The following is a 24,305-nucleotide window of genomic DNA, read 5'->3' as shown; positions in this document are numbered from 1 at the left end:
GCCGCCGCGCCGCGGCACGCGTGATGGACAAGGCCGGCTGCCGCCCCGGCGCGGAGTGAGCGGGTTCCTTACGGGGTCAGCTCAGCGACCACTGCTGGTTGGATCCGCCGTTGCAGGTCCACAGTTCTACGGCGGTGCCGTTGGTGGTGGCGGCTCCGGTCACGTCCAGGCACAGGCCGGACTGGGCGTTGGTGATGGTGCCGTTGGCGTTGAGGTTCCACTGCTGGTTGGTCTGGCCGTTGCAGGCCCAGGTGATGACTTTGGTGCCGGGGCTGGTGCCCTGGTTGTAGGCGTCCAGGCACAGCTGGCTGCCGCCGGAGTACACGGTGAACTGGTGTGAGGCGGTCTGGGACCATGTCTGGTTCGCCTGGCCGTTGCAGTCCCAGATCTGCGTCTGGGTACCCGCCGTCGTGGACGCGCCCGGCACGTCAAGGCATCGGCCCGCACCGACCGCGTGCAACGCACCCGTCGTGCCGCCACCGCTTCCCATCCCGTAGCCGGCAGCGGTGATGGCGGCCTGGACTGCGTTTTCGGTGGCGTCGGAGGGGTAGCCCGCTGTCATCGCGCCTTCGAAGAACTCGCCCACGCCATTGGGACTGTTGTCGCCCCCGGTGCCGAGCAGGACCGAGCTGTCGAGCTTCATCGGTGAGTAGCCGTTCGGCAAGGGACCGGAGAAGGTGGTGGTCAGACCGCCGGCGGCGCCGTTGCCGTATTTGAGAGTGAAGTTGCTGGTGCCGTTGTTCTTCAGCCACGCGCTGACGAAGGGGTAGTGCACGCCGGGGTTGTTGGGGTCTTTGTTGGAGCCGGTGTTGGTGTGGTACATGCCGTTCTCCAGGTCGGCCTCGACCCACGGGCCGCTGCCGGTGCATCCGCCGAACCAGCAGGCGTTGCCCCAGTAGATGGCGTTCATGGTGGCGTTGCCGGTGTCGGTGTGGGAGTTCTCACCGCTGCCGTAGTCGAAGCAGCACCACTGGTTCGTGTAGTTCGACGACGTCACCATGTAGATGCCCTCGGGCTGGGAGCCGGTGGCCACGCCGCTCGCGTGGTCGAGCCGGTAGCCGACGCCGGGGGTGACCTTGACGCCGAAGACCTGGTGGCCGGCCGCGGTCACGGGCAGGGCCATGGCGTCCGCCCCGATGTCGGATCCGTTCGGGCCGGGGCCCTTCCAGTAGCCGCCCCAGGAGATCGGCAGGTCGTTGTGCTGGGCGGTCTGGTCGTAGATCTTCGTGATCGTGCACGACGTGCCCGAGCAGAACGAGACCTGGGACGCGGCATCGGCGTATCCGCCCGCGCTGAGCACTTTGATGTCGCGGTAGCTGTGATCGAAGGCCCGCTGGATCTGGTACAGCGGCCCGTTGTACGACGCGAAGAGCGCCCTGGTGGTGGAATGCGCCGTCACACACGGCGTACCGCCCGCGGCGTAGATGTCACACGGAAGCGACGCGGCCGCGGCCGCCGCGGGGGCGTTCGCGGAGTGGGCCGCCGAGTGGCGGGTGGCGGTCGTGCCGGTCCGCGGGGACTTGGCGAACGCCGGTGAGCCGAACGCGGCCACGATCATTGCCAGGGCGACCAGGATCACGGCTGTGCATCGCCTTCGTCGGCGATCAATGGCCGGCTTGAGCATGGAGACCTCCTCTGTGGCGGTGCCGCCACACGGCGGCGCCGAAGCTGCCGGTGGTCGATGGGAGGGCGCCCGACCGTCCGCGGGAGGCAGACCCGCAGGCCGGCCCCGCCGGTGCCCGGCCGAGGCGCTGAGAGGCACTCATCGCAGCGTCCACTGCTGGTTGCCGCTGCCGTTGCAGGTCCACAGCTGCGCGAGGGTTCCGTCGGCGGCGGCCGCTCCGGTGACGTCCAGGCACAGGCCGGACTGGACGCCGGTGATCGTGCCGTTGGAGTTCAGCGTCCACTGCTGGTTGGTCTGGCCGTTGCACGACCAGATCTCCACCTTCGTGCCGGGGGTGGTCTGGTTGTTGTAGGCGTCCAGGCACATCTGGCCACTGCCGGAGTAGACGGTGAACTGGTTGGACGTGGAGTGCGTCCATATCTGGTTGGCCCCGCCGTTGCAGCTCCAGATCTGCACCTGGGTGCCGGCGGTCGTGGTCGAGTTGGGTACGTCCAGGCACTTGCCCGCACCGACCGCGTGCAGCTCACCGGTCACGCTGGTGCCGCCGCCGCTGCCGGTGCCGCCCGCGACCCGGTACATCACCGTGCCGTGCGCCGGCACCGAGGCGCTGATCGTGCCCGAGGTGGTCGAGGCCGCCCCGGACCACAGGTCGGTCAGGGCATAGCTGGACGCCCCGGTCTTCCCGATCGCGGCCGCGGTGGTGGTGATGGTCGCCGTCGAGCCCGTCTCGTTGAACAGGGCCACCGACACATCCCCGTTGGCCAGCGGCTTGGCCAGCACGTCCAGGCCGCCCGAGGACGACACCATGGTGCCCTGTTTGCCCAGGGGGTCCTGGTCGACCGCGATCACCCGGGAGTTGGTCAGCGTGGACAAGGTGTCCGCACTGGCCGAGGGGATGTTGGTGCCCGCGATCAGTGGCGCGGCCATCTCCGCCCACAGACTGAACTCGCTGCGGCTCTCGGTGGGCGTCATCGAGCCGTTGCCGATCTCGAGCATGTCCGGGTCGTTCCAGTGGCCGGGGCCGGCGTAGGAGGCCAGTCCCACGTTGCTGTGGAAGATCGAGAGCATGCTGGAGAAGTTCGCGCTGATGTCCCCGGTGGTGCGCCAGCTGTTGCCCACGCCCGCGCCCCAGGTCCACACGTTCTCCTGGCCCCAGTTGCACAGGCTGTACAGGATCGGCCGGCCGGTGGCCGCCAGGGCGTCCCGCATCGTGGTGTACCGGGTCTGCCCAGGCACCCCGTTGTTGTTGCAGTTGTCGTACTTCAGATAGTCCACACCCCACGACGCGAACGACTGCGCGTCCGTGGTCTCGTGCCCCAGGCTGCCCGGATACCCCGCACAGGTCGCGGTGCCCGCGTCCTCGTAGATCCCCAGCTTCAGTCCCAGCGAGTGCACGTAGTCCGCGGTGCCCTTGATGCCGTCGGGGAACTTCGCCGGATCCGGCACCAGGTGGCCGCCGGAATCGCGGCTGTGCGTCATCCAGCAGTCGTCGATGTTGACGTACGAGTAGCCCGCCGCCTGCATGCCGTTGGTGTGCATCGCCTGCGCGGTGGACTTGATCAGCGACTCGGAGACGTTGCAGCCGTACGCGTTCCAGTCGTTGAAGCCCATCTGCGGGGTCAGCGCCAGCCCGTTGCCCAGCGCGGCGGCGGGCTGCGCCGTACCGAGGGAGACGAGGGGGGCGGCCACGCAGAACAGCGCGACCGAGAAGGTGAGCGCCAACATCCTGCGCAAGGGCAGTCTCGGGAACAGCGGTAAGAGACGCCTGGCTCTCGCAGTGGTCATGGGCATGATTCATCGACTCCTGGACGGGGTTATGGCGGAACACGCCCCCTCCCGGAGCGCATCCACCTATGAGGGGCATGCAGGGCAGCGGTGCGGGTCTCGTGACGGTCCTTCGGGCGTGCCGGAGGACCGCCCCCTCCCGCGCTTGTGAACAGAGCTCAGCGGTAGCCGGCAGCGGTGACGTTGGCCTGCACCGCGTTGTCGGTCGCATCGGAGGGGTAGCCGGCGACGATGGCTCCCTCGTAGAAGGTGCCGGCGCTCAGGTTGGCGCCGCCGCCGGACTTGCAGCAGTCGCCGCCGCTTCCCAGGACGATGGCTCCTTGTTTCTTCATGGGGCTGTATCCGCTGGGAAGCCCGCCGTCCCACAAGGTGGCCAGGCTGCCGGATTGCGCGTTGGCGCCCTTGAGGGCGAATCTCGACGTCCCGTTGTTCTTCAGCATCGCGGTGACGAACTTGCTGGTGAAAGCCCGCTGGTTGGTGTTCCAGGACTGGCTGCCTCCGGAGTACAGGCCCCATTCGAGATCGGCCTGTACCCAGGGACCGCTTCCCGAGCAGCCGCCGAACCAGCACTCGGTGCCGAAGTTGATCGCGTCCATCGCCCCGGCGGCGTCGGCCTTCCGTGTCGTCTCGCTGTTGCCGTAGTCGAAGCAGCAACCGCTGTTGACGTGGGTGCCGCTGGTCACCATGTACGCCCCTTCGGGCGCGCTACCGGTCGGCACGCCCGTCAGGTGACCGTCCCGCCAGTAGCTGTTCCCGGGATTGATGTACAGCGAGTACGCCTTGGTGCCCCCGGCGGTCAGCGACTCGGAGGTCGCCTTCGCGGGACTGCTCTGACTCGATCCCGGGACCTGGGCCGATCCCTGGTACCACAGGTCGTTGCCGTGTCCGGACTGGTCATAGACGACCGTGATCACGCACGAGGTACCCGCGCAGAACGAGTCCTGCGCCGCCGCGTTGGCGAAGCCGCCGGGCGCCAGCACACCGATGTCCCTGGTCGCGTTGTCCGACGAGCGCCTGACCTGGTACAGGTTGCCGCTGTACGAACCGCGGAGCGCCCGCACCGTGCTGTGCGCGGCCACACACGGCGTACCGCCCGCGGCGTAGATGTCGCACGGGCCCGACCCGCCAGACGGAGGCGGAGCTGTCGACGTGCTCCACTTCTGGTTGCTCTGGCCGTTGCAGGTCCACAGGATGACCGCGGTGCCATTGGCCGTGCCCGCCCCGTTGACGTCCAGGCACAGGCCGGACTGGACGCCGGTGATGGACCCGTCGGAGTTCTGGCGCCACATCTGGTTCGACTGCCCGTTGCACGACCAGATGATCACCGGGGTTCCCGGAGCGGTCTGGTTGTTGTAGGCGTCCACGCACCGGGTGCCGCTCATCGTCCTCAGCTCGCCCGCCGACGTGAACTCGAATGCTTGATTCGCCTGGCCGTTGCAGTCCTGGATGTCCAGCGCCGTTCCCAGCGTGTCTACGTTGCCCTTGACGTCCAGACACCGCCCCGACGCAGAGCTCACCAGGGGTGCCGACGACGACGCCGATGCCGACCACGTCGGCGCGGTCGCCAGCAGCGTGGCCAGCAGCGCCATCACGCATACGGCGGCGGCCGCCGGTAAGCGTGGTCGGCGAGCCGCGGGGCTCCGGGGCGAAACGGATGAAGGCTGCATTCTGTTCCTTGAATATGGGGGAAGGTGACAGAGAGTGCCGTGCCTGTCCGAAGGGAAACGCTCTGCGGTCGGCGGCGTGGCGGGTGCAGCCGGCGGGCCGGACACGCCCGGCCGCACACCTGAGTTCCGTTTGGCTCCGGATTGTGCGCGAGGCGTTCGGAAGGTCACGGCAGCCGACCTGACCGGCAGTTCAGGAGGGGCCGTCGACCGTTCCCGTCAAGGTGCGTTCGGCGGTGGAAGGCGCGGGCGAGGGCGCGATCCGGATGAGGTCATGGGGTGACTCTCCTTTGGCGTCGTGGAGGTTAGAACGCCCGAGAGCGCCCACAGAGGCCTCTCAGACATCCCATGTTCCAGTGATTCCATGCGCCTCTCGCCCTGTCAATACGTACGCCTCCCCCAATCGGAACCCGATCAATCCCATGTATTTGCCCTGGTCAGCCCGCCGTGACGGCATGCCGAAACCCGCGTCCGGCGACGGCGGCCGTGCCGGGCGCGGGTGTTCGTTCCGGTCCGCCCGAAGCGATCCGGGAGCGGGAGCGCGCGCTTGGCGCCGGATCACCTCACCTGAAGTTCCAGTGCTGGTTGGCGCCGCCGTTGGAGTCCCAGATCTCGACCGGAGTCCCGTTGGCGGTCTGCCCGCCGGGGATCTCCAACGCCCGGCCGGAAGCGACGTTGGTCAAGGTGTACGAACCGTCGCCGTTCTGACTCGCCCGCCAGTGCTGGTTGGCACCGCCATTGGCGTCCCAGATCTCCATCCGCGTGCCATTACCCGTCTGACCACCCGGCTCGTCCAGAACCCGCCCACTGCCGATGTTCGTCAGAGTGTAGGAGCCGTCGCCGTTCTGATTCGCCCGCCACTGCTGATTCGCAGCACCGCCATTGGCATCCCAGATCTGCAAAGGCGTGCCGTTCGCCGTCTGTCCAGCCGGCACATCCAACACCCGCCCCGCAGCGACATCGCTCAGCGAGTACACCGTGCCCGAGACGATGCCCCCCGGGTTCCCCGTGCTGCCGCCGAGCGCGGACAGGACCGCGTCGTAGGCCGGCTTCTTGTTGCCGTTGTTGTCGAACAGCAGCGGGTTCTCTCCCGTCCGCCACGAGTCGCTGTCCCTGATCCCCCACACGGTGATGCCGGTGCAGCGGGCGACGTTCATGCACGCCCGGACCGTGTTGGCGTAGGCCGTCGACGACGCCTGGGCGATGTCGAGTTCGGTGATCTGGACATCGACGCCGAGGGCGGCGAAGTTGGACAGCGTGGTCTGGAAGCTGGCGGGCGGGCCGCCGGAGCCGAAGTGGCTCTGGAGGCCGACGCAGTCGATGGGCACGCCGCGCGCCTTGAAGTCCTTGACCATCGCGTAGACGCCCTGCGTCTTGGCGTCGCTCCAGTTCTCGATGTTGTAGTCGTTGTAGCAGAGCTTGGCCGAGGCGTCGGTGGCCCGGGCGGTGCGGAACGCCTCCTCGATGAAGCCGTTGCCGAGCACGTTCTGGAACACCGAGCTGCGGTGCTGGGTCGAGCCGTCGGCGAACGCCTCGTTGACCACGTCCCAGGCGTAGATCTTGCCCTTGAAGTGGGTCATTTCGGTGGTGATGTGGTTGTTCATCACGCTGCGCAGCGTGTTCGCGTCGCCGATACTGCTGACCCAGCCGGGCAGTTGGGAGTGCCACACCAGGGTGTGGCCACGTATCCGCTGCCCGTGCGCGGTGGCGTGGCTGACGATCTGGTCGGCCGGGCCGAAGTTGAAGTTGCCGCGGGACGGTTCGGTGGTGTCCCACTTCATCTCGTTCTCCGGGGTGATCATGTTGAATTCCCGGTCGAGAATCGTGGAATACGTCGAGTCGCCGAGCTTTCCGGCAGCCACGGCAGTGCCGAAATAGCGGCCGCTGTCGGCCGCGGCGGCGCCCAGCGTGCCGGAAGCCGCATGTGCGGCGGGGCTCGCCGGCCCGGCCAGGGCCAGTACCGTGCCGGCTATCAAACCGGTGGCCGCGGCCAGGGCCCTGCGGAGACGGGGCTCTTCATTGAGCCAGGACATGAGGAATCATTCTCCTTTTGTGTGGGGGGAGACACCGATCACGAGACGGTGCCGCGGTGGAGTGGGGTCACGGAGTTCAGGAGACCGGCAGAGCGGTCCACCGCTGGTTGGCGCCGCCGTTGCAGTCCCACAGGACCAGTTGCGTACCGTCGGTGGTGGACGCGCCGGGGTCATCGAGGCAACGGCCGGAGACCGGGTTGCGGTAGCCGCCGTCGTACGCCTGCCATTGCTGGTTGGTGCCGCCGTTGCAGTCCCAGATCTCGATCTTGGTGCCGTTGGCGGTGCCGCGGCCGGTGGCGTCGAGGCACTTCCCGAGCGCCCGCAGAGTGCCGTCCGAGCGCGCGGACCACAGCTGCGCGTCAGAGCCGTTGCAGGACCAGACCTCCGCGGCGGTCCCGTTGGCGCTGCTGCCGCCGCTGACGTCCAGGCACTTCCCCGCGATTCCGGAGCGCACCTGCCCGCCCACGGAAACCGGCGGCTTGATCCAGCCTGCGGCGTCCGCGGCCTGGACCCCTGCGTTGAAGGCGTCCGCCATCTTGCTGAAACCGTTGTCGTTGGGGTGCAGGGAGTCGGACAGGTCCGCGGCGGTCAGGGCGCCCATGTCCACCAGACGTACGTGCTTGCCGGCAGCCTGCTCGGCCTGGACGATTGCGGGAAGCTTGGCGTTGAACGCGGGCCGGTTGGCCTCCTCGGTACCGCTGGTGGAGATGATCACGGTGCCGACTAGGACGGTCGCGTCGGGTGCGTCGTTGGTGATCTGGTCGATGAGCGCACGGAGCCGGTCGGCGGCGGTCGGGACCTGATAGTTGCCGTTCAGATCGTTGGTACCGATCTCCAGAGTGACCACATTCGGCCGGTAACGTGCCAGCACGGAGTCCGCGATGCCGGCGATCTGGTCGATCCGCCAGCCGGAGTGGCCTTCGTTGTCCGGGTCGGACATGGTGCCGTTGCGGCCCGAGCCGACGAAGTCCAGGGCATGCCCCTCGGCAGCCAGCCGGTTCCCCAGGAAGCCCCGGTAGCTGTTCCCGGACGGGCTGCCGACGCCCCAGGTGATCGAGTCGCCCAACGGCATCAGCCGCAAGGTGGCGGGCGCGGCGGCGGCCCCGGCGGAGGACGGCGCCTCGCCGCCGGCGGCAGCCGCCGCGGGTAACGCGGCGCTCAGGCCGAGCACGGCCGTCAGCGTCGCGGCCAAGGGTGCCCAGTACTTCCTCATCAGCGTTCCTCACTGGTGCGGGGACAGTGGGTGTGGTGAACGAACCGCCGGTCCGTGCAGGCGTTTCGGACGCACGAGTCGGTCAGCGGGGGGTGAAGTCCTGGTTGGTGCCGGCGGTGTTCTTGCAGGGCCATTGGTCGAGCTGCTGGCCGAGGTTGCTGCCGCCGCCGTAGACGTCCAGGCACAAGCCGCTGTTCTGGTTCTGGAAGGCATACGAGCCGTCGGACTGCTGTACCGGCAGCCACAGGCTGCTGGACGCTCCGCTGGGGGCCTGCTGCACGATGTCGGGCGTACCGGCGGCCGTGGAGCCGCCCGACACCGCCACGACCTGTCCGGAGTTCTGCGCCCGCAGTTGCCCGTAACCGCCCGAGACCGGCATGAACTCGAACTGCTGGTTGCTCTGTCCGTTGCAGGTCCACTGGTCGATCGCGGCGCCCGCGCTGCCGGAGTTGCCGTACACGTCCAGGCACAGGCTGTTGCTGCCGATCACCAGCTGGTGGTAGCCGGTGGGGAAGCCGCCGCCGCCCGGCGACTGGATGCCTGCCTGCTGGATGACCTGCTTGGCGCCCTGAGGCCAGTTGGTGCCGCTGACCAGGACGTTGCCGGTGAGGACGTTGTTGTGCGGAGGACCGGTGGCCACGTACGTGTTGCCGCCGTTGTACCAGTTGCCGGAGAAGGTGCTGTCGTCGGTGTGGTTGTTCGCGTTGGCGTTGGTGAGCGCCCAGTTGCCCGCGTCCTGCACCACGTTGTTGGACACCTTCAGGTACCGGGAGCCCTCGTCGAGGTACAGCGCGGTGGTGTGGTTGTTGTCGTACATGTAGTTGTCGGAGATCACCGAGCCGGGGTTCGCGGACAGGCTGTAGATGCTGCCGCCGTCGAACATCGCGTTCTTGGTGTCGAAGACCAGGTTGTGGGAGACGGTGTTGTTCTTCAGCGTCGTGGGAGTGCTGTAGACGGGCTGGTAGTTGTACGTGCCCCGGTTGACGTAGTCCTGGCTGCCGCCCGGGTCGTTGACACCCCAGCCCCAGCCGATGTCGATCCCGTCGTAGGGAAGGTGGTCGCACTGGTTGTGGGTGATCGTCGCGTTCGTGACGTAGGTGGACAGGATTCCTGCGGTCTCCTTGTAGTCGGTGCCCACGCCGCTGACCCGGTTGTTGCTGATGGTGATGTTCTGGTTGGTCATCTGCGGGTTGCCGGGGTGGTGCGCGTCCGGCTGGATTCCGCCGACCTGGATGCCGCTGCCGGCGATGTCGGTGAACGTGTTGCCGGTGATGGTGACGCCGTTGGCTCCGAGTCCGGTGCCGGAGGCCGTGGCGACGCCGTCGTTCCCCACGCCCAGCCCGGCCTGCCCGAGCTCGGAGAACGTGTCACCGGAGAACGTGATGCCGGTGGCGAGTGGTCCGTGGCCGCGGTGGGCGGGCCACGGGCTGGAGCCGTTCAGGTCAGTTGAGGCTCCATTGCTGGTTGGATCCGCCGTTGCACGTCCAGAGTTCAGCCAGGGCGCCATTGGCCGTGGAGGCACCGGTGACGTCGAGGCAGAGTCCGGACTGGATGCCGGTGACGGTGCCGTTGGAGTTCAGCTGCCATTGCTGGTTGGCGCCGCCGTTGCACGGCCAGGTCTCCACCTTGGTGCCGGCGGAGGTCTGGTTGTTGTACGCGTCCAGGCACATCTGGCTGCTGCCGCTGTAGACGGTCAGCTGGTTGGAGGAGGTGCGGGTCCAGGTCTGGTTGGCGCCGCCGCTGCAGTCCCAGATCTGCAGCTGTGTGCCGGCCGTGGTGGACGAGTTCGGCACGTCCAGGCACTTGCCCGCGCCCACCGCGTGCAGCGCACCGGTGCCCGTCCCGCCCGAGGAATTGCTGTATCCGGCCGCGGTGATGTTGGCCTGAACCGCGTTCTCGGTGGCGTCCGACGGGTAGCCGGAGGTCATCACGCCTTCGTAGAAGGTGCCTTGGGCACCCTTGCTGTTGTCGCCGCCGATGCCCAGGATGATGGCACCCTGCTTCCGCATCGGGTTGTAGCCCGGGACGTTGGGACGCGCCCCGTCGTAGAAGGTGGACAGGCCGCCCGACTGCGCGTTGCCGCCGCGGATCGCCCAGTGGTTCGGACCGCCCTTGATGATGGCCGTCGTGTACCGGTAGTTGACGGTTGGGTCGTTGGCGTTGTAGCCGGCGTTGACTCCGGAGTACAGGCCGTTCTCCAGGTCGGCCATGATCCACGGACCGTTGCCCGAACCATAGCCCCAGACCTTGATGTTGCCGAAGTAGATGGCCTCCATGGTGCCGTTGCCGTCGTCGTTGCTGTCCGTCTCGGCGTTGCCGTAGTCGAAGCAGCAGCCGCCGTTGTAGTGCGTGCCGTCGAAAATCGCGTACATGCCCTCGGGGTTGTCCCCGGTCGCGATGCCGTTGGTGTGGTTGTTGCGGTAACCCGTGCCGGGCGCGACGAAGACACCGTAAGCCTTGTGACCGGCCACCATGGTGGGCGCGGCGGTCGCGTTCGCGAGGTTGTCGGGGCCGCCGGCAGCACCGCCCGCGGGCGCCTGGGTGAGGTTGTTGCCGCGGCCGGACTGGTCGTAGATGACCGTGATCAGGCAGGTCGTTCCCGAGCAGAACGAGTCCTGCGCGGCGGCGTCGGCGTATCCGCCCGCACTCAGGACGCCGATGTCCCGGGTGGCGTTGTCCGAAGCACGCCGGACCTGATAGAGCGATCCGTTGTACGAGGCGTACAACGCCCGCGTCGTGCTGTGCGCCGCCACACAGGGCGTACCGCCTGCCGCGTAGATGTCACACGGCCCGGATGCGGCGGCCTGGGCTGTGCCGGCCGTTGCCGTGGCGCCGCCCAGCGCGCCGGCGACGAGCGCGGCCGCGGCCGCCGCCCGGGCGAACGTCTTCTGCCGAGAGCGGGGCGTGCGCGCCGACGGACGGACGTGTGCCTGATCCGGCACATTTTCCGGCCTGCCACGGCTCCGTACCGCCGCGAGCAGCCGTTGGACGCCACCGCGCCCGGACAGCGGGTGGCGTCTTGTACGTGTGGTTCCCATCTGATCTCCCTACCGTGCGGCGCAACCCACGTCGGGTTGTGTTGGAGGCGCTGACCATCGGAAGCGCTGGAAGGTGCCGTTTTGCAGTGGGATTGCAGAGAGGTTTCGGAGGGAGACGGTGCTCCTGATTCCGCAGGGCTGTCAAGGGCGGGGAGGCCCTTGTCGCGGAATCGATTCGAACGGCTGATTCCTGCGGCTCGGGGACCGATCGACACGTTCGAGCGGGACCGACGTGGCGGCAGGCGGGTGTCTCCGTGTCCTCCCACCGCGCGGCGCGGTGGGTCGAGCGTGTGTCCGACGGCCAGGCCCGGATCACCTGGGTGACCTGCCATCATGCCGGTGAACAGGGACGCAGCCGCCGATCCCGGGTAATGGGGCCCGGCTCGGAGCGCGCTGGCCGAAGCGGCGGGGCCTCGACCCGCACGTCGGCGTCACCTTCGTCTCATGGCACGCCATTGACCCTCCCCTCCGCCGGTCGTACCATCCAATCGAAGCGCTTGCGTGGAATCGATTCGCTCCACACCTTCCGGTGATGCATGAGACGCGGAACGCGTGACGGTGCCCGGCAGCCTGACGCCGTTCCCCGCGGACTCATGGCACTCGGGCATCCTCGGTCCGCCCGGACCCGCGTGCGTCCACGCAGACTGACCCGCATCGAGCGGTCGATCTGCCGTATCCGCGATCACTGCGCCGACACGTCCCTATGCCATGCACACGCCGCTTCCTGCCCCCTGGCGAACCGATTCGCGCGAGGTAGCCTTGCGGCCTGCGGAGAGGTTCGTGGGGAGCTGCATGAACATCGGAGAGATCGCCCGGCGCGCCGGCGTGTCACGCACCACGGTGTCGTACGCGCTCAGCGGCAAACGCCCCGTCGCGACCAACACCCGCAGACGTATCCAAGACGTGATCGACGAATTGGGATATCGGCCCAACGCGACCGCCAGGGCCCTCAAGGAGGGCCGGACCCGGACGATCGGTCTCGTGATCCCGCCGGCCGGCAACCGGCTCACGCACATGCAGCTGGACTTCGTCGCCAGCGTGGTCGACGCCGCCGCCCGGGTGGACCTGGATGTGCTGCTGTCCCCTTCCGGCGAGGATCACGACCGTTCCTTCGAGCGGTTGGTCTCGGAGGGCCGCGTGGACGGGGTGATTCTGATGGAGATCCGTCTGGAGGACCCTCGTGTGGATCGCCTGCAGGGTGCCGGGCTGCCTTTCGTCGGCATCGGACACACGGCAGGCGACCAGCAGATGTCCTGGATCGACGTCGATTACGCGGGCTTGATCCAGCACTGCGTGCGGCACCTCGCCGATCTGGGGCACCGCCGGGTGGCACTGGTCACCCGCTCCCCGGAACTCATCGCGGCCGGTTATGGCCCCGCGCGCAGGGCCAGGGAGGGTTTCGAGACCGCCCTGGCGGAGTACGGCCTTGACGGCATCGAAGTGCCTTGCGGGGACGACGCCCGCTCGGGCCAGGAATGCGTCGAGGCGCTCCTGCGCAGCCATCCGGACCTCACCGCCCTCACCACCATCAACGAGGCCGCCCTGCCCGGCATCCAGCGGGCGCTGGCGGACAGGGGCCTCGAAGTGCCGTACGACTTCTCCATCACCGGAGTGGCGGCCGAAGCTTGGGCCGAGGACTTCCGTCCGCCGCTCACGGCGGCGGACGTACCGGCCCTGGAGATGGGCGAGAAAGCTGTTTCCCTGCTGGTGGAACGCATCGCCGCACCGGACACTCCGCCTCGGCACATCCTGTTGGCACCCCCGATCGCGCTGCGCTCCAGCACAGGCGCCGCACCCACCGGCCGGCAGGCGCGAGTCAACGGCGCGGCGCGCTGAGTCGGTGTCCATCCCTTCGGCAGTCGGGTCGATCTCGTCCTTGCCCCAGCGGCGGACGAGGTCGGCCAGCGATCTGAGGTAGTCGACGCGGGCGGTCGGAAGACCGATCGGCGTGACGAGCGCGGTGAGCTCGTCGTCGGTGGCGGCGGTCAGGGCATCGCATCCGAGGGCCCCTGCGGCGGCGACCACGGAGGCGTAGGTGTCGATCATCCGGTACGAGGCCCGGGTGGACCAGCCGACGGCGATCATCCGCATGCGGGTGTCGGTGATCGAGGTGGGCCACCAGCGGTTGTCATCGTGGTTGGCCTCGACTTCGCGTCGTACGTCCGGCAAGGCCGCGGCCTTTTCGACGAGGCGGTGGATCCGGTCGGCTTCGGTGGTCACGGCGGCGCTCCGATCGCCAGGCGGGTGGCGATCAGGGCCACGGCGAGGTTCGAGGAGATCACCGGGATGCCGACCGCCTGCTGAATGTCGGGAAGGACGGACAGGGTGTGCCAGCCGGTACACGACAGCAACACGGCGTCGGCCGTGCGGAACCCTGCGGCGAGCTCTGGCCGAGTGCGACCGCAAGCTCGCCCGGCATCGCGCCGCCCTCGAAGCCGGAGCCGACCCCACGCTCGTGGCCACATGGAGCCGGGAGGTGCAAGCCGAGCGGGCCGCGTATGCCGCCAAAATGGCACAGGCCGAGAACCGGCGCGGAACCCACCGGCGGATGAGCCGCGAGGAGATCCGCAGCCTGGTTGACGCCCTCGGCGGCCTACTGTCCGTGCTGCACCAGGCTGGTCCCGCTGACAAGGCCGAGGTCTACGGGCAACTCGGGCTGCGGCTGACGTACGACCATCAGACGTACGACCATCAAACGCAAACGGTGCCGGCCGAGAGTCGGCCAGCACCGGTGGGCGTACTGTGCGTGTCCGAGGGGGGACTTGAACCCCCACGCCCGATAAAGGGCACTAGCACCTCAAGCTAGCGCGTCTGCCATTCCGCCACCCGGACAAGGTGTTTGCCGCGCGGGGTTTCCCTCGCGGCGACAGAGGAAACATTACCAGGCTTTCGAGGGCCTCTGATCACGCCCCGTCGCCGCGTGAACGGCGTGTGACGGGCCGGGTCCGGCCTTGGGGCGGGGCGGGTGTGGGAGAGAGGATGAGGGGGACCACCAGCAGCGACAGTGGGAGGAAGCAGCGTGAGCGAGTCGAACACGGCCAGGAGCGTCTCTGGCGAGGACGAGGTCGTGGACCTCTGTCGCGAGCTGATCCGGATCGACACCAGCAACTACGGGGACCACTCCGGGCCGGGCGAGCGCAAGGCCGCGGAGTACGTGGCCGAGAAGCTCGCCGAGGTCGGGCTCGAACCGCAGATCTTCGAGTCGCACAAGGGGCGCGCTTCGACGGTGGCCCGCATCGAGGGCGAGGACCGCTCCCGCCCCGCGCTGCTCATCCACGGCCACACCGACGTCGTACCGGCCAACGCGGCGGACTGGACCCACCACCCCTTCTCCGGCGAGATCGCGGACGGGATGGTGTGGGGCCGCGGCGCGGTCGACATGAAGGACATGGACGCCATGACGCTGGCGGTCGTCCGGGACCGGCTGCGCAGCGGGCGCAAGCCGCCGCGTGACATCGTCCTCGCGTTCCTCGCCGATGAGGAGGCTGGTGGTACGTGGGGGGCGCGGCACCTCGTCGACAAGCACCCCGACCTCTTCGAGGGCGTGACCGAGGCGATCGGCGAGGTCGGCGGATTCTCCTTCACGGTGAACGAGAAGCTGCGGCTGTACCTCGTCGAGACCGCCCAGAAGGGCATGCACTGGATGAAGCTGACCGTGGACGGCACCGCCGGGCACGGTTCGATGATCCACAAGGACAACGCGATCACCGAGCTGTCCGAGGCCGTCGGGCGGCTCGGCCGGCACAAGTTCCCGGTCCGGGTGACTAAGACCCTGCGGCACTTCCTCGACGAGCTCGGGGATGCGCTCGGCACCGAGCTCGACCCGGAGAACATGGACGAGACGCTCGCCAAGCTCGGCGGCATCGCCAAGCTCATCGGTGCCTCCCTGCAGAACACCGCCAACCCGACCCAGCTGGGTGCCGGGTACAAGGTCAACGTGATTCCGGGGCAGGCGACCGCGCACGTCGACGGGCGTTATCTGCCGGGGTACGAGGAGGAATTCCTCGCCGACCTGGACCGGATTCTCGGACCGAAGGTCAAGCGCGAGGACGTGCACGCGGACAAGGCACTGGAGACCACCTTCGACGGGGCGCTGGTCGACGCCATGCAGACCGCGCTGTCCGCCGAGGACCCGATCGCGCGCGCCGTGCCCTACATGCTCTCGGCCGGCACCGACGCCAAGTCCTTCGCCGACCTCGGCATCCGCTGCTTCGGCTTCGCGCCGCTCAAGCTGCCGCCGGAGCTGGACTTCGCGGGCATGTTCCACGGGGTCGACGAGCGGGTGCCGGTGGATGCGCTGAAGTTCGGTGTACGCGTGCTCGACCGCTTCATCGACGCGTCGTGACGCGTCGCGGCGTATTGACGTATTGACGCCGTCATTCGCCCGTACGTACGGAGATCGCCCGGGACGGGTGAATGCGACCATAAGCTCGTAGCTCTACTACTCCTTCCTCGTTACAGGTGATGCGATCCGCTGCATGGGATCGCATTTGCCTACAAGGAGGAATAATGATCAAGAAGGTCGTCGCTGCTGCGGCTGCCACTGGTGGTCTGGTTCTCGCGGGTGCGGGCCTGGCCGTCGCCGACTCGGGTGCCCAGGGTGCCGCTGTGCACTCCCCGGGCGTCGTCTCCGGCAACGTCATCCAGGTGCCCGTTCACGTTCCGGTGAACGTCTGCGGCAACACGATCTCGGTGATCGGGCTGCTGAACCCCGCCTTCGGCAACACCTGCATCAACAAGTGACGTTGTGCCTCACCCCATGAGGATCTGAGCCCGTCGGCCCCGGAGCGCGCCACGCACTCCGGGGCCGACCGGCTTTCGGCGCACGCGCTTGACGGATGCGTGCGCGTTCCGGATGGTCCAAGTCAAGGACTAAGGCAGGGAATTCAGTTATGCGACAGGTCACCCGCAAGGGCCTGATGACCGTGGCGGCCGCGACCGGCGTACTCGCCGCGGCCGGGGGCTACGCACACGCCGACTCGGGTGCGATCGGCTCCAGTTCGGACTCGCCCGGCGTGCTGTCGGGCAACACGGTGCAGGTGCCGGTGCACGTGCCGGTCAACGTCTGTGGAAACACCGTGAACGTGGTCGGGGTGCTCAACCCGGCGATGGGCAACAAGTGCGTCAATCAGGGCGGCGGCAGCGGTTCGTCCTCCGGTGGTCACGTCGGCGGTGGTTCGCACCCGGGCGGCGGCTCCCATGCCGGTGGGTATGCCAGTGACTCGCCGGGTGTCGGCTCCGGCAACCACGTCCAGGTGCCGATCGACGTGCCGGTCAACGCCTGTGGAAACAGCGTGAACGTGGTCGGGGCCGGTAACCCGGCGATGGGCAACGAGTGCGCGAACGGGGCCGGCGGGCACACCACCAATCCGCCCGGCGGCGGTCACCCGGGCCAGCCCGGTCACCCGGGCCAGCCCGGTCACCCGGGCCAGCCCGGTCACCCGGGCCAGCCCGGTCACCCGGGCCAGCCCGGTCACCCGGGCCAGCCCGGTCACCCGGGCCAGCCCGGTCACCCGGGCCAGCCCGGTCACCCGGGTCACCCGTGTCAGCCTGGTCACCCCGGTCAGCCCGGACAGCCGGGTCACCCCGGACAGCCGGGTCACCCCGGTCAGCCCGGACAGCCTGGTCACCCCGGTCAGCCCGGTCAGCCCGGTCAGCCCGGTCAGCCGGGTCAGCCTGGTCACCCCGGACAGCCCGGTCACCCCGGTCAGCCGGGCCACCCGGGTCAGCCGGGCCACCCGGGTCAGCCGGGCCACCCGGGTCAGCCGGGCCACCCGGGTCAGCCGGGCCACCCGGGTCACCCAGGACACCCGGGCACGCCGCCCGCCTCGCACCCCAACCACCCGGGGACGCAGAACGTCTCCCAGCCGCAGGCCGCCGCGCAGCTCGCCCACACCGGCAGTGACCTGCCGCTCGGCGCGGTGATCCCGGCCGGCGCGGGCGCGATCCTCGCGGGTGCCGTGCTCTACCGCCGGGCGCGCGCGGGGGTGTAACCGGCACGGCAGAAGACAGGGCCGGACCGGAACAGGGCCGGACCAGGTCGGGGACGGACCGGGACAGGTGTGATCGCAACGCCACAGACGTCCCCTGTGGCGAAGCGAACGGAGCGGGCCCCGCACTGGTGGGGCCCGCTCCGTTTCAGCCGCTTTCGCTCACCACGTGGCGCGCACCTGGCGGATGATCCGCCGGCGCAACCGCACCTTGCGGCTGCCGTCGGGGTGCAGGCTGAGGCGGTCCAACTCCCAGTGTCCGTACTCCGCATGGTCCGTCAGCAGGCGTGCCGTTTCCTTGCGGGAGACCCCGCGCGGCACGTACACGTCGACAAATTCGTATTCCGGCATCGCATCTATTGTGCGGGCAGAGGCCGTGTACGGATAGCGTCTGCACTATGTCTGATGCTGTGCAGCCCACCGCTGCCGAGGTACGCGCCGCCGCCGAGGCTGTCAAGACCGCACTCGACCGCCACTTGGCCGCGGTCGAGCGCAGGTCGGGCGATGACGACCCGGCCGTCTACGAGGCGTTCAACGAGTTGGCCGCCGCGGCCGAGGAGTACGACGAGCTGCTCTACGACCGCTACGACGAGGTCACGCCCTTCGAGATCCCCGGCAGCGACGACACGCTGCCGCCGTACACGGGCCCCGAGGAACCGAACGCGCTGAGCGTACTGATCCGCCGGGACTACGCGGTGGTGGAGCCGCAGCGACTGCTGGCGCAGGCCCAGCGCGTGGAGGCCGTGGAGGAGGACGGGGCCACCGCGGCCGCGGGCTTCGACGCGGCGTCCGGCACGGTCCACGGAGCGCTCGGCGTCCTGTTCGGCGAGTTCGAACCGGACGAGATCGCCTCCCGGCACAAGGAGTTCGGCCTGGAGGAGGGCGACTCCACGCTCTGGGTCACGGCAGCGGACGAACCGGCCGACCCCGGGGAGTGGCTGGAGACACCCTTCGAAGCGATCGACCCGCAGCGCGTCGTCTGCCGCTTCGACGTCAGCGCGGTCTTCGACGACGAGTCGGAGGACGACGAGCTGGAGGACGACCTCGGCCCGGACCCCGAGCTGGACGAGGACGGGGATCTGGAGCCATTGGACGCCGATCGCTGAGCGGGTCCTACGAAGAAGTGGCGGTCACCGGGAGATCGGTGGCCGCCACTTTCTGTGTACGGGACGCGTGTCCAGGGGCCGGGCTCAGCCCGCCGCCGGTGCCTGTGCCTTGACCAGGGCCGGCAGGCGCGTGCTGCGCGGCTTCTGCGGGACCTCGGCCACCGCCCGCTGCAGGGCCTGCTCCACTCCGTGGACCACGGACAGATGGCGCTCGGCCCGGCCGAAGGCCGTGTAGACCCAGGGTCTGGTCAGGGCCGCCGCGGCGTCGCCGGGGAGCACCACGACCGCGGCGGGCCAGCGCAGACCGACCGCCTGGTGCGCCGTGAGCGCCCAGCCGTGCCGCACGGACTGCTCCACCCGCTCCTTCGGCACGACGACGGGGAGCCCCGCGCACGTGAGGTGCAGCCCGTCGGCGTCGGCCTTCACCACCTGCCCCGGCACCGTACGACCCGGAGCGGGGGAGTACACGATGCGGTCGCCGGGGTCGAAGCCGCCGAAGCGGCCGGGGCCCGGGTTCAGCCGCTCCTTGAGCGCGGTGTTCAGCGCGCGTGTGCCGACCGCGCCGCCGTGCCCCGGGGTGATCACCTGGGTCTGCTCGGCCGGGATGCCGATCGCCCGCGGCACCGAGTCCGCGACCAGCTGCACGGTACGGTGCACCGCCTCGCCGGCGTCGCGCACCGGGACGATCACGACCTCCTTGCCGGGGGCCTCGACCTGGTTGAGCTCGCCGATGCCGACCCCGGAGACCAGCTCACCGATGGGGCCGGGGTCCGGCGTCCGCGAGGCCACCTGCGGGCACACCCGGGCGGCGAGCAGGTCCGCGAAGACCCGCCCCGGACCCGCCGACCACAACACCCCCGGGTCCCCGCTCAGCACCAGTCGCGCGCCGTCCGGCAGAGATTCGGCGAGCATCGCCGCCGTCTCGACGTCCAACTGCGGCGCGTCCAGGACGACGAGGAGGTCGAGGTCGAAGGCGCCGTCCGCGTCCCGGCCCGGGCCCTCGGCGCCGGAGAGGAGTCCTGCGACGGTGGTGACCCCGGTGACCGGCCCGTCCTCGGGGGCGCCCGAGGGCCCGTCCGGCAGGTCGTACAGCGCCATCTGGACCGTGAAGCGGTCGCGGCCGCTCGGCGTGTGGGTGGCGGCCCAGCCGCGCAGGCCGAGACCGCGCGCGGCGTACAGCAGCGCCGCCGCCTCGGCCTGGGAGGCGTCCCCGCCGGTGTGCAGGACCAGGCCGTGGGCGGCGACCGCGCGGATCAGCTCCGCGGCGGAACGGGTGGTCGACGAGGCGGCCTGCTCCCAGCCGCCGGCGGAGCCGTCCGCCTTCGGCACGGAGTTCATCACCCGGGCCAGTCCGTCGGCGAGGCTCTCCTCGGCCAGCGCGTACCGCTCCAGGCCGACGAGGACGCGGACCGGGCGCTCCTCGGGCTCCTCGGCGCCCTCCTCCGGCGCCGGGGGCGCGGTGTCGAGGGCGTCCTGGAAGACGAGCGCCTCGCCCTCCGCGAGGGTGCTCTGCACGGCCGCGTCCGGGTCCGGCACGGCGCGCTGGGCGAGCGCGGCGGTGAGCGCCGGGGCGTCGAGGGCGGTGTGCCCGGCGAGGGCCGCCTGTTCGAGGAGCCATACGGTGACCGCCCGGCCGCGTCGCTCGTCGTCCGGTCCGCACTCCGCGCCGAGCAGCGCCCGGGCGAACCCGTCGGCCTGCTCGGGCCGCACCCCGGCGACGCGCAGCAACTGCCAGGGATCCTCGCGCAGTTGCTCGTCGGCGCCTTCGCCCAGCGCCCCGACCACCTGCGGGGCGAGCGCGTCGGGTGCGCCGCCCCCGGTCAGCACGGCGCGTACGGCGGCGACGGCATCCGGGGCGAGGGCCGCCGAGGTCTCGGCCGGGGCGGCCACCGGCTGCGGGCGCCGCACGGGCTCCGGGGCGGCCGCCCTGCGCGGTGTCGGCTCGGGCTCGCGCAAGGCGGTGGCTACGGGCTTCTCACCGCTCTCCACGGCCCGCACCGCCGCGAGCAGATCCGCGGCCTTCCCGCTGAGCTTGGCCCCGGCCTCGATCGGCCCCTGCTTCTCGGCCTTCCGCCGCTCGATCCGCTCCCGCTCCAGCTGCTGTGCCGCCAGCTCGGCCTCGGCCTCGGACAACTGGGCCGCGTCCGCCGAGCCTTCGGCGGCGCCGTCCGTCGCGGGGGTGCCGTCATCGTCCGGGGCCGAGCCGTCGGCCACCGGGTCCTCGGTTTCCGTGTCGCCCTCGACCGTGGTCCCTTCGACCGTGGTTTTCTCGACCGTGGTCCCCTCGGCCTCCGAGGTGCCGTCGTTCTGCGGGGCGCCCGCGCCCGGCGTCCCCGGCTCCGCTTCCTCCGTGGTCTCGGGCTCCGTGCTCACAGCGTGCTCCAGTCGTGATCGGGATAGTGGTGCACCGGCGCCGACACATCGTCGAGCGCGCGGCAGATCTCGTCAGGAAGACTAAGGGCCTCCACTGACAACGCTGCCGTGAGCTGCTGCGCGTTGCGCGCGCCGACGATCGGGGCGGCGACGCCGGGCCGGTCGCGGACCCAGGCGAGCGCGACCTGCAGCGGCGTGACCGCGAGGCCGTCCGCCGCGGTCGTCACCGCGTCCACGATGCCGCTCGCCGTGTCGTCCAGATACGGCGCGACGAACGGAGCGAGGTGCTCCGAGCCGCCCCGCGAGTCGGACGGCGTGCCGCCCCGGTACTTCCCGGTGAGCACGCCGCGCCCGAGCGGGGAGGAGGGCAGCAGGCCGACGCCCAGATCGAGGGCGGCGGGCAGCACCTCGCGCTCGACGCCGCGCTGGAGCAGGGAGTACTCCATCTGCGTACTGGCGATCCGGGTGCGCGTCCCGGGCGCGGCGAGCTGCCAGGTCGCGGCCTTGGCGAGCTGCCAGCCGCAGAAGTTGGACACCCCCGCGTACCGCGCGCGACCGCTGCTGACCGCGAGGTCGAGCGCCTGGAGGGTCTCGTCCAGCGGGGTGTCCGGGTCGAAGGCGTGCACGTGCCACAGATCCACGTAGTCCGTGCCGAGCCGCTGCAGCGAGGCGTCGAGCGCCGACAGGAGATGCCCGCGCGAGCCGTCGAACCGCCGGTCCGGGTCGGGCACACTGCCCGCCTTGGTGGAGACGACCAGGTCGCGGCGTGGCACGAGCCCTTCCATGAGCTGTCCGAGCAGATACTCCGACTCGCCGTCCCCGTACACGTCCGCGGTGTCGACGAGGTTCCCGCCCGCTTCCCAGAACACCTTCAACAGCTCCGCGGCATCATGCTGGCCGGTATCCCGCCCCCACGTGAGGGTGCCGAGTCCGATCCGGGACACACGCAGGCCGGTACGGCCGAGATGCCTCTGCTCCATGGACGCCGAGATTACTGGCCAAAACTCGCGTCGTGGGGGCCCTGTGGACAACCTGGATGATCAGAGGCCGAAGCCGCTCCTGCCATGCTGCCCATCAGCGCGCTAGGGTCTCCGACACAAGGGACATTACTGATCGGTAAGGGGAATCGGCCATGCAGCTCGGGATCAACCTCGGCTACTGGGGCGGCGGAATGGACGCGGACAATCTCGCCGTCGCCCAGGAGGCCGACCGGCTCGGATACGCCGTCTGCTGGGCCGCCGAGGCCTACGGCTCCGACGCGGCCACCGTGCTCACCTGGGTGGCCGCCAAGACGGAGCGCATCGATGTCGGCTCGGCGATCTTCCAGATCCCCGCCCGTCAGCCCGCGATGACCGCGATGACCGCCGCGACCCTCGACTCGCTCTCCGGCGGCCGCTTCCGCCTCGGCCTCGGCGTCTCCGGTCCGCAGGTCTCCGAGGGCTGGTACGGCGTCAAGTTCGACAAGCCGCTGGCCCGCACCCGCGAGTACGTCGAGATCGTACGGAAGGCGATGACGCGGGAGCGACTGTCGTACGAGGGCGAGCACTGGACGCTGCCGCTGCCGGGCGGCCCGGGCAAGCCCCTCAAGCTGACCGTGCACCCCGAGCGCGAGCACATCCCGCTGTACATCGCCGCGATCGGCCCCAAGAACCTGGAGCAGACCGGCGAGATCGCCGACGGCGCGCTGCTGATCTTCCCCTCGGCCGAGCACCTTGAGGACACCGCGCTGCGGCATCTGCGCGCGGGCCGCGAGAAGGCCGGCAAGACCATGGAGGGGTTCGACGTCTGTCCGACGCTGCCGCTCGCCGTCGGCGCCGACAAGGACGTGCCGACGCTCGCCGACATGTTCCGCCCCTACACCGCGCTGTACGTCGGCGGCATGGGCAGCCGCAAGCAGAACTTCTACAACCAGCTCGCCCAGCGCATGGGGTACGAGAAGGAAGCCGCGGAGATCCAGGACAAGTACCTGTCCGGCGACAAGGAGGGCGCGGCCGCCGCCATTCCGCACGCGCTGATCGACCAGACCACCCTGCTCGGCTCCGTCGACCGCATCGCCGACCGCATGAAGGCGTACGCCGCGGCCGGGGTCACCACGTTGACGCTGTCGCCCGCGGGCTTCACGCTGGAGGACCGGATCGCTTCGCTCCGGGCCGGCTCCGACGCGCTGGAGCGGGCCGGTCTGGCGTAGGAGATCCAGGAGAGTTTCCGCGGCCGTGGTGGGGGCTCGGGGGGTCTTCCCCGCCACGGCCGTCACGGGGGACAACGCGCGGGCGCCCGCTCGGTTACGCGCCTGGAACCGCCCCTCGTCCTTCGTTCGGCGCATTTGTCCGACACATCGGTTGCCGGGTCCCTGGCATCCTATTTGACTCGTTTTCTGTGGACCCTGCAGAGAGGTGTCACCGATGCTGTCGGCCAAGAGTCTGTTCCAGGAGATCCTCGACAACGACGAGTCGTTCCGGCTCTTCTGCTCCATCGCCGCCAGTGGGGAATCGCAGGGAGGATGGGAGAACGCGCGCATCGCCGCGCTGGTCCCGCCGAGCGAACGCGCCCTCGCCCCGAAGATCGCCCGGCACGGCGCCGACGAGGACAAACACGGGCGGATCTTCAACGCCCTCATGAAGAAGCGCGGCCTCGCGCCGGTCGAGGTCCCGGCCGACACCGACTACACCATGCTCCTGGAACGGCGGGGGATCGGCCTGGCCCACGACAAGCTCAAGAGCGAACAGCCGCTCACCGTCCGGGACGTCATCACCTACCTCGCGCACAGCAGGGTCACCGAGCAGCGCGCCTCCGAACAGATGGAGCTGCTGCGCAAGTACTTCGCCGACCACCCCGACATCGGCCGCGCGATCCGGATGATCTCCCAGGACGAGGACAATCACCTCGCCTACTGCCACGAGGAACTGCTGCGCTTCGCGTCCGCCGGACACGGCCGTGCCATCCAGCGGGTGCTGCGGGAGTGCGCGCTCGCCGAGATCCGCATCTACCGGGACGTCAGTCTCGCCGTGATGGCCCACATGGGGCGCATCCTAGGCTGGCCGAGGTCCAGGTCGACGACACTCGCCGCGGGCATCCACGCCGTCTACGCCTACGAGCGTGCTGTCGGCTGGCGCCGCATGGTCTCCCTGAAGATGCCCGAACGCCGCGACGCCCTGGGCGGCCCGGCGACGACGGCACCGGAGTTCGCGTAGTCCCCCGCGAGGTTGCCACGCGCACGCGTGAGGCGGAACGAGCGCCACAGCCAACCCCGCCGCTTGAAGAGTCGGTACAGCAGGATCTCCAGGCCCACCCTCGCCGGTACCACCGCCGGATACGACCAGAACCAGTGCAGCTCGGGCATGCGGTCGAAGTCCTCGGGGCCCTCCGTCCGGCGCCCGTCACGGTAGAAGGCGCAGTCGACGATCACGGAGCCTATTCTTCCGCCGCACGGCCCGTGCCGCACTCCGGCCGCGGTTGTCCACAGGTCTCACCGCGTCCCC

General features: G+C 69.7%; 16 protein-coding genes, 1 tRNA gene and 3 pseudogenes. 7 read left to right on the top strand and 13 right to left on the bottom strand.

Annotation, left to right across the window (positions count from 1 at the left end; translation table 11 throughout):
• Window positions 1-76: 76 nt before the first annotated feature.
• The 7 genes and pseudogenes from OG747_RS08755 to OG747_RS08725 all read right to left on the bottom strand — a co-directional run bounded on the left by OG747_RS08755 (window position 77) and on the right by OG747_RS08725 (window position 11,357).
• A complete protein-coding gene (locus tag OG747_RS08755) occupies window positions 77-1,579 on the bottom strand; it encodes an arabinofuranosidase catalytic domain-containing protein (RefSeq protein ID WP_405878708.1) in 1,503 nt (500 codons plus the stop codon).
• A 183-nt stretch (window positions 1,580-1,762) separates the two neighbouring features.
• Entirely contained in the window at window positions 1,763-3,415 is a 1,653-nt protein-coding gene (locus OG747_RS08750; protein ID WP_405878707.1) for a glycoside hydrolase family 27 protein, read from the bottom strand.
• A gap of 152 nt (window positions 3,416-3,567) precedes the next feature.
• The gene (locus tag OG747_RS08745; protein ID WP_405878706.1) at window positions 3,568-4,998 is read right to left on the bottom strand and encodes an arabinofuranosidase catalytic domain-containing protein; all 1,431 of its coding nucleotides are present in this window, start codon (window positions 4,996-4,998) and stop codon (window positions 3,568-3,570) included.
• A 641-nt stretch (window positions 4,999-5,639) separates the two neighbouring features.
• Window positions 5,640-7,106 (bottom strand): annotated as a pseudogene (locus OG747_RS08740) (endo-1,4-beta-xylanase); the annotation flags it as partial.
• Between the two features lie 76 nt (window positions 7,107-7,182).
• The gene (locus OG747_RS08735; RefSeq protein WP_405878705.1) at window positions 7,183-8,319 is read right to left on the bottom strand and encodes a ricin-type beta-trefoil lectin domain protein; all 1,137 of its coding nucleotides are present in this window, start codon (window positions 8,317-8,319) and stop codon (window positions 7,183-7,185) included.
• Between the two features lie 82 nt (window positions 8,320-8,401).
• Window positions 8,402-9,652, bottom strand: a complete 1,251-nt coding sequence (locus OG747_RS08730; protein WP_405878704.1) for an RICIN domain-containing protein — start codon at window positions 9,650-9,652, stop codon at window positions 8,402-8,404.
• A gap of 109 nt (window positions 9,653-9,761) precedes the next feature.
• A complete protein-coding gene (locus tag OG747_RS08725) occupies window positions 9,762-11,357 on the bottom strand; it encodes an arabinofuranosidase catalytic domain-containing protein (RefSeq protein WP_405878703.1) in 1,596 nt (531 codons plus the stop codon).
• Window positions 11,358-12,149: 792 nt separating this feature from the next.
• Here OG747_RS08725 and OG747_RS08720 point away from each other — a divergent pair.
• Window positions 12,150-13,193, top strand: a complete 1,044-nt coding sequence (locus tag OG747_RS08720) for a LacI family DNA-binding transcriptional regulator (RefSeq protein ID WP_405878702.1) — start codon at window positions 12,150-12,152, stop codon at window positions 13,191-13,193.
• A 380-nt stretch (window positions 13,194-13,573) separates the two neighbouring features.
• Here the strand turns inward: OG747_RS08720 and OG747_RS08715 are convergent, their stop codons facing one another.
• Together OG747_RS08715 and OG747_RS08710 are read right to left on the bottom strand one after the other, a co-directional pair.
• Entirely contained in the window at window positions 13,574-13,822 is a 249-nt protein-coding gene (locus OG747_RS08715; protein ID WP_405878701.1) for a hypothetical protein, read from the bottom strand.
• A 282-nt stretch (window positions 13,823-14,104) separates the two neighbouring features.
• Window positions 14,105-14,189 (bottom strand) — tRNA-Leu (locus tag OG747_RS08710).
• A gap of 187 nt (window positions 14,190-14,376) precedes the next feature.
• Here OG747_RS08710 and OG747_RS08705 point away from each other — a divergent pair.
• The 3 genes and pseudogenes from OG747_RS08705 to OG747_RS08695 form a co-directional block, all read left to right on the top strand.
• Window positions 14,377-15,702, top strand: coding sequence for a M20/M25/M40 family metallo-hydrolase (locus tag OG747_RS08705; protein WP_405878700.1), 1,326 nt, complete (start codon window positions 14,377-14,379; stop codon window positions 15,700-15,702).
• Window positions 15,703-15,866: 164 nt separating this feature from the next.
• A complete protein-coding gene (gene chpH / locus OG747_RS08700; RefSeq protein ID WP_019066065.1) occupies window positions 15,867-16,100 on the top strand; it encodes a chaplin ChpH in 234 nt (77 codons plus the stop codon).
• 149 nt (window positions 16,101-16,249) lie between these two features.
• A pseudogene (locus OG747_RS08695) lies at window positions 16,250-17,011 on the top strand (chaplin family protein); the annotation flags it as partial.
• Window positions 17,012-17,509: 498 nt separating this feature from the next.
• On the opposite strand, the gene OG747_RS08690 reads toward OG747_RS08695, so the two are convergent.
• A complete protein-coding gene (locus OG747_RS08690) occupies window positions 17,510-17,698 on the bottom strand; it encodes a DUF5703 family protein (protein WP_405878699.1) in 189 nt (62 codons plus the stop codon).
• Window positions 17,699-17,745: 47 nt separating this feature from the next.
• Between OG747_RS08690 and OG747_RS08685 the strand changes: the two genes are divergently transcribed.
• Window positions 17,746-18,453 carry a hypothetical protein gene (locus OG747_RS08685; protein WP_405878698.1) on the top strand — a complete coding sequence of 236 codons (708 nt, stop codon included), beginning with the start codon at window positions 17,746-17,748 and terminating at the stop codon, window positions 18,451-18,453.
• Between the two features lie 84 nt (window positions 18,454-18,537).
• Here OG747_RS08685 and OG747_RS08680 read toward each other — a convergent pair whose 3' ends face one another.
• Together OG747_RS08680 and OG747_RS08675 are read right to left on the bottom strand one after the other, a co-directional pair.
• Window positions 18,538-20,826 carry a helix-hairpin-helix domain-containing protein gene (locus tag OG747_RS08680; protein ID WP_405878697.1) on the bottom strand — a complete coding sequence of 763 codons (2,289 nt, stop codon included), beginning with the start codon at window positions 20,824-20,826 and terminating at the stop codon, window positions 18,538-18,540.
• A complete protein-coding gene (locus OG747_RS08675) occupies window positions 20,823-21,806 on the bottom strand; it encodes an aldo/keto reductase (protein ID WP_405878696.1) in 984 nt (327 codons plus the stop codon). Before OG747_RS08675 ends, OG747_RS08680 begins: the two co-directional genes overlap by 4 nt.
• Window positions 21,807-21,958: 152 nt before the next feature.
• Between OG747_RS08675 and OG747_RS08670 the strand changes: the two genes are divergently transcribed.
• Together OG747_RS08670 and OG747_RS08665 are read left to right on the top strand one after the other, a co-directional pair.
• Window positions 21,959-23,014, top strand: a complete 1,056-nt coding sequence (locus OG747_RS08670) for an LLM class F420-dependent oxidoreductase (RefSeq protein ID WP_405878695.1) — start codon at window positions 21,959-21,961, stop codon at window positions 23,012-23,014.
• 214 nt (window positions 23,015-23,228) lie between these two features.
• A complete protein-coding gene (locus OG747_RS08665) occupies window positions 23,229-24,017 on the top strand; it encodes a ferritin-like domain-containing protein (RefSeq protein WP_405878694.1) in 789 nt (262 codons plus the stop codon).
• Between the two features lie 47 nt (window positions 24,018-24,064).
• On the opposite strand, the pseudogene OG747_RS08660 reads toward OG747_RS08665, so the two are convergent.
• Window positions 24,065-24,178, bottom strand: a pseudogene (locus OG747_RS08660) (magnesium transporter CorA); the annotation flags it as partial.
• Window positions 24,179-24,305 lie beyond the last annotated feature (127 nt).

The organism is Streptomyces sp. NBC_01384 (genome assembly GCF_045040035.1).
GTDB lineage: Bacteria > Actinomycetota > Actinomycetes > Streptomycetales > Streptomycetaceae > Streptomyces.
Note: the sequence above shows the minus strand (reverse complement) of the source record. Positions and strands in the feature narration are given on the sequence as shown.

Excerpts from the sequence above, each read along its gene's own strand:
- OG747_RS08745 (WP_405878706.1), bottom strand. The coding sequence starts at position 4,998 with ATGGCGCTGCTGGCCACGCTGCTGGCGACCGCGCCGACGTGGTCGGCA.
- OG747_RS08735 (WP_405878705.1), bottom strand. The coding sequence starts at position 8,319 with ATGAGGAAGTACTGGGCACCCTTGGCCGCGACGCTGACGGCCGTGCTC.
- OG747_RS08675 (WP_405878696.1), bottom strand. The coding sequence starts at position 21,806 with ATGGAGCAGAGGCATCTCGGCCGTACCGGCCTGCGTGTGTCCCGGATC.
- OG747_RS08685 (WP_405878698.1), top strand. The coding sequence starts at position 17,746 with ATGTCTGATGCTGTGCAGCCCACCGCTGCCGAGGTACGCGCCGCCGCC.
- OG747_RS08670 (WP_405878695.1), top strand. The coding sequence starts at position 21,959 with ATGCAGCTCGGGATCAACCTCGGCTACTGGGGCGGCGGAATGGACGCG.
- OG747_RS08690 (WP_405878699.1), bottom strand. The coding sequence starts at position 17,698 with ATGCCGGAATACGAATTTGTCGACGTGTACGTGCCGCGCGGGGTCTCC.
- OG747_RS08715 (WP_405878701.1), bottom strand. The coding sequence starts at position 13,822 with ATGTGGCCACGAGCGTGGGGTCGGCTCCGGCTTCGAGGGCGGCGCGAT.
- chpH (WP_019066065.1), top strand. The coding sequence starts at position 15,867 with ATGATCAAGAAGGTCGTCGCTGCTGCGGCTGCCACTGGTGGTCTGGTT.
- OG747_RS08665 (WP_405878694.1), top strand. The coding sequence starts at position 23,229 with ATGCTGTCGGCCAAGAGTCTGTTCCAGGAGATCCTCGACAACGACGAG.
- OG747_RS08725 (WP_405878703.1), bottom strand. The coding sequence starts at position 11,357 with ATGGGAACCACACGTACAAGACGCCACCCGCTGTCCGGGCGCGGTGGC.
- OG747_RS08720 (WP_405878702.1), top strand. The coding sequence starts at position 12,150 with ATGAACATCGGAGAGATCGCCCGGCGCGCCGGCGTGTCACGCACCACG.
- OG747_RS08750 (WP_405878707.1), bottom strand. The coding sequence starts at position 3,415 with ATGCCCATGACCACTGCGAGAGCCAGGCGTCTCTTACCGCTGTTCCCG.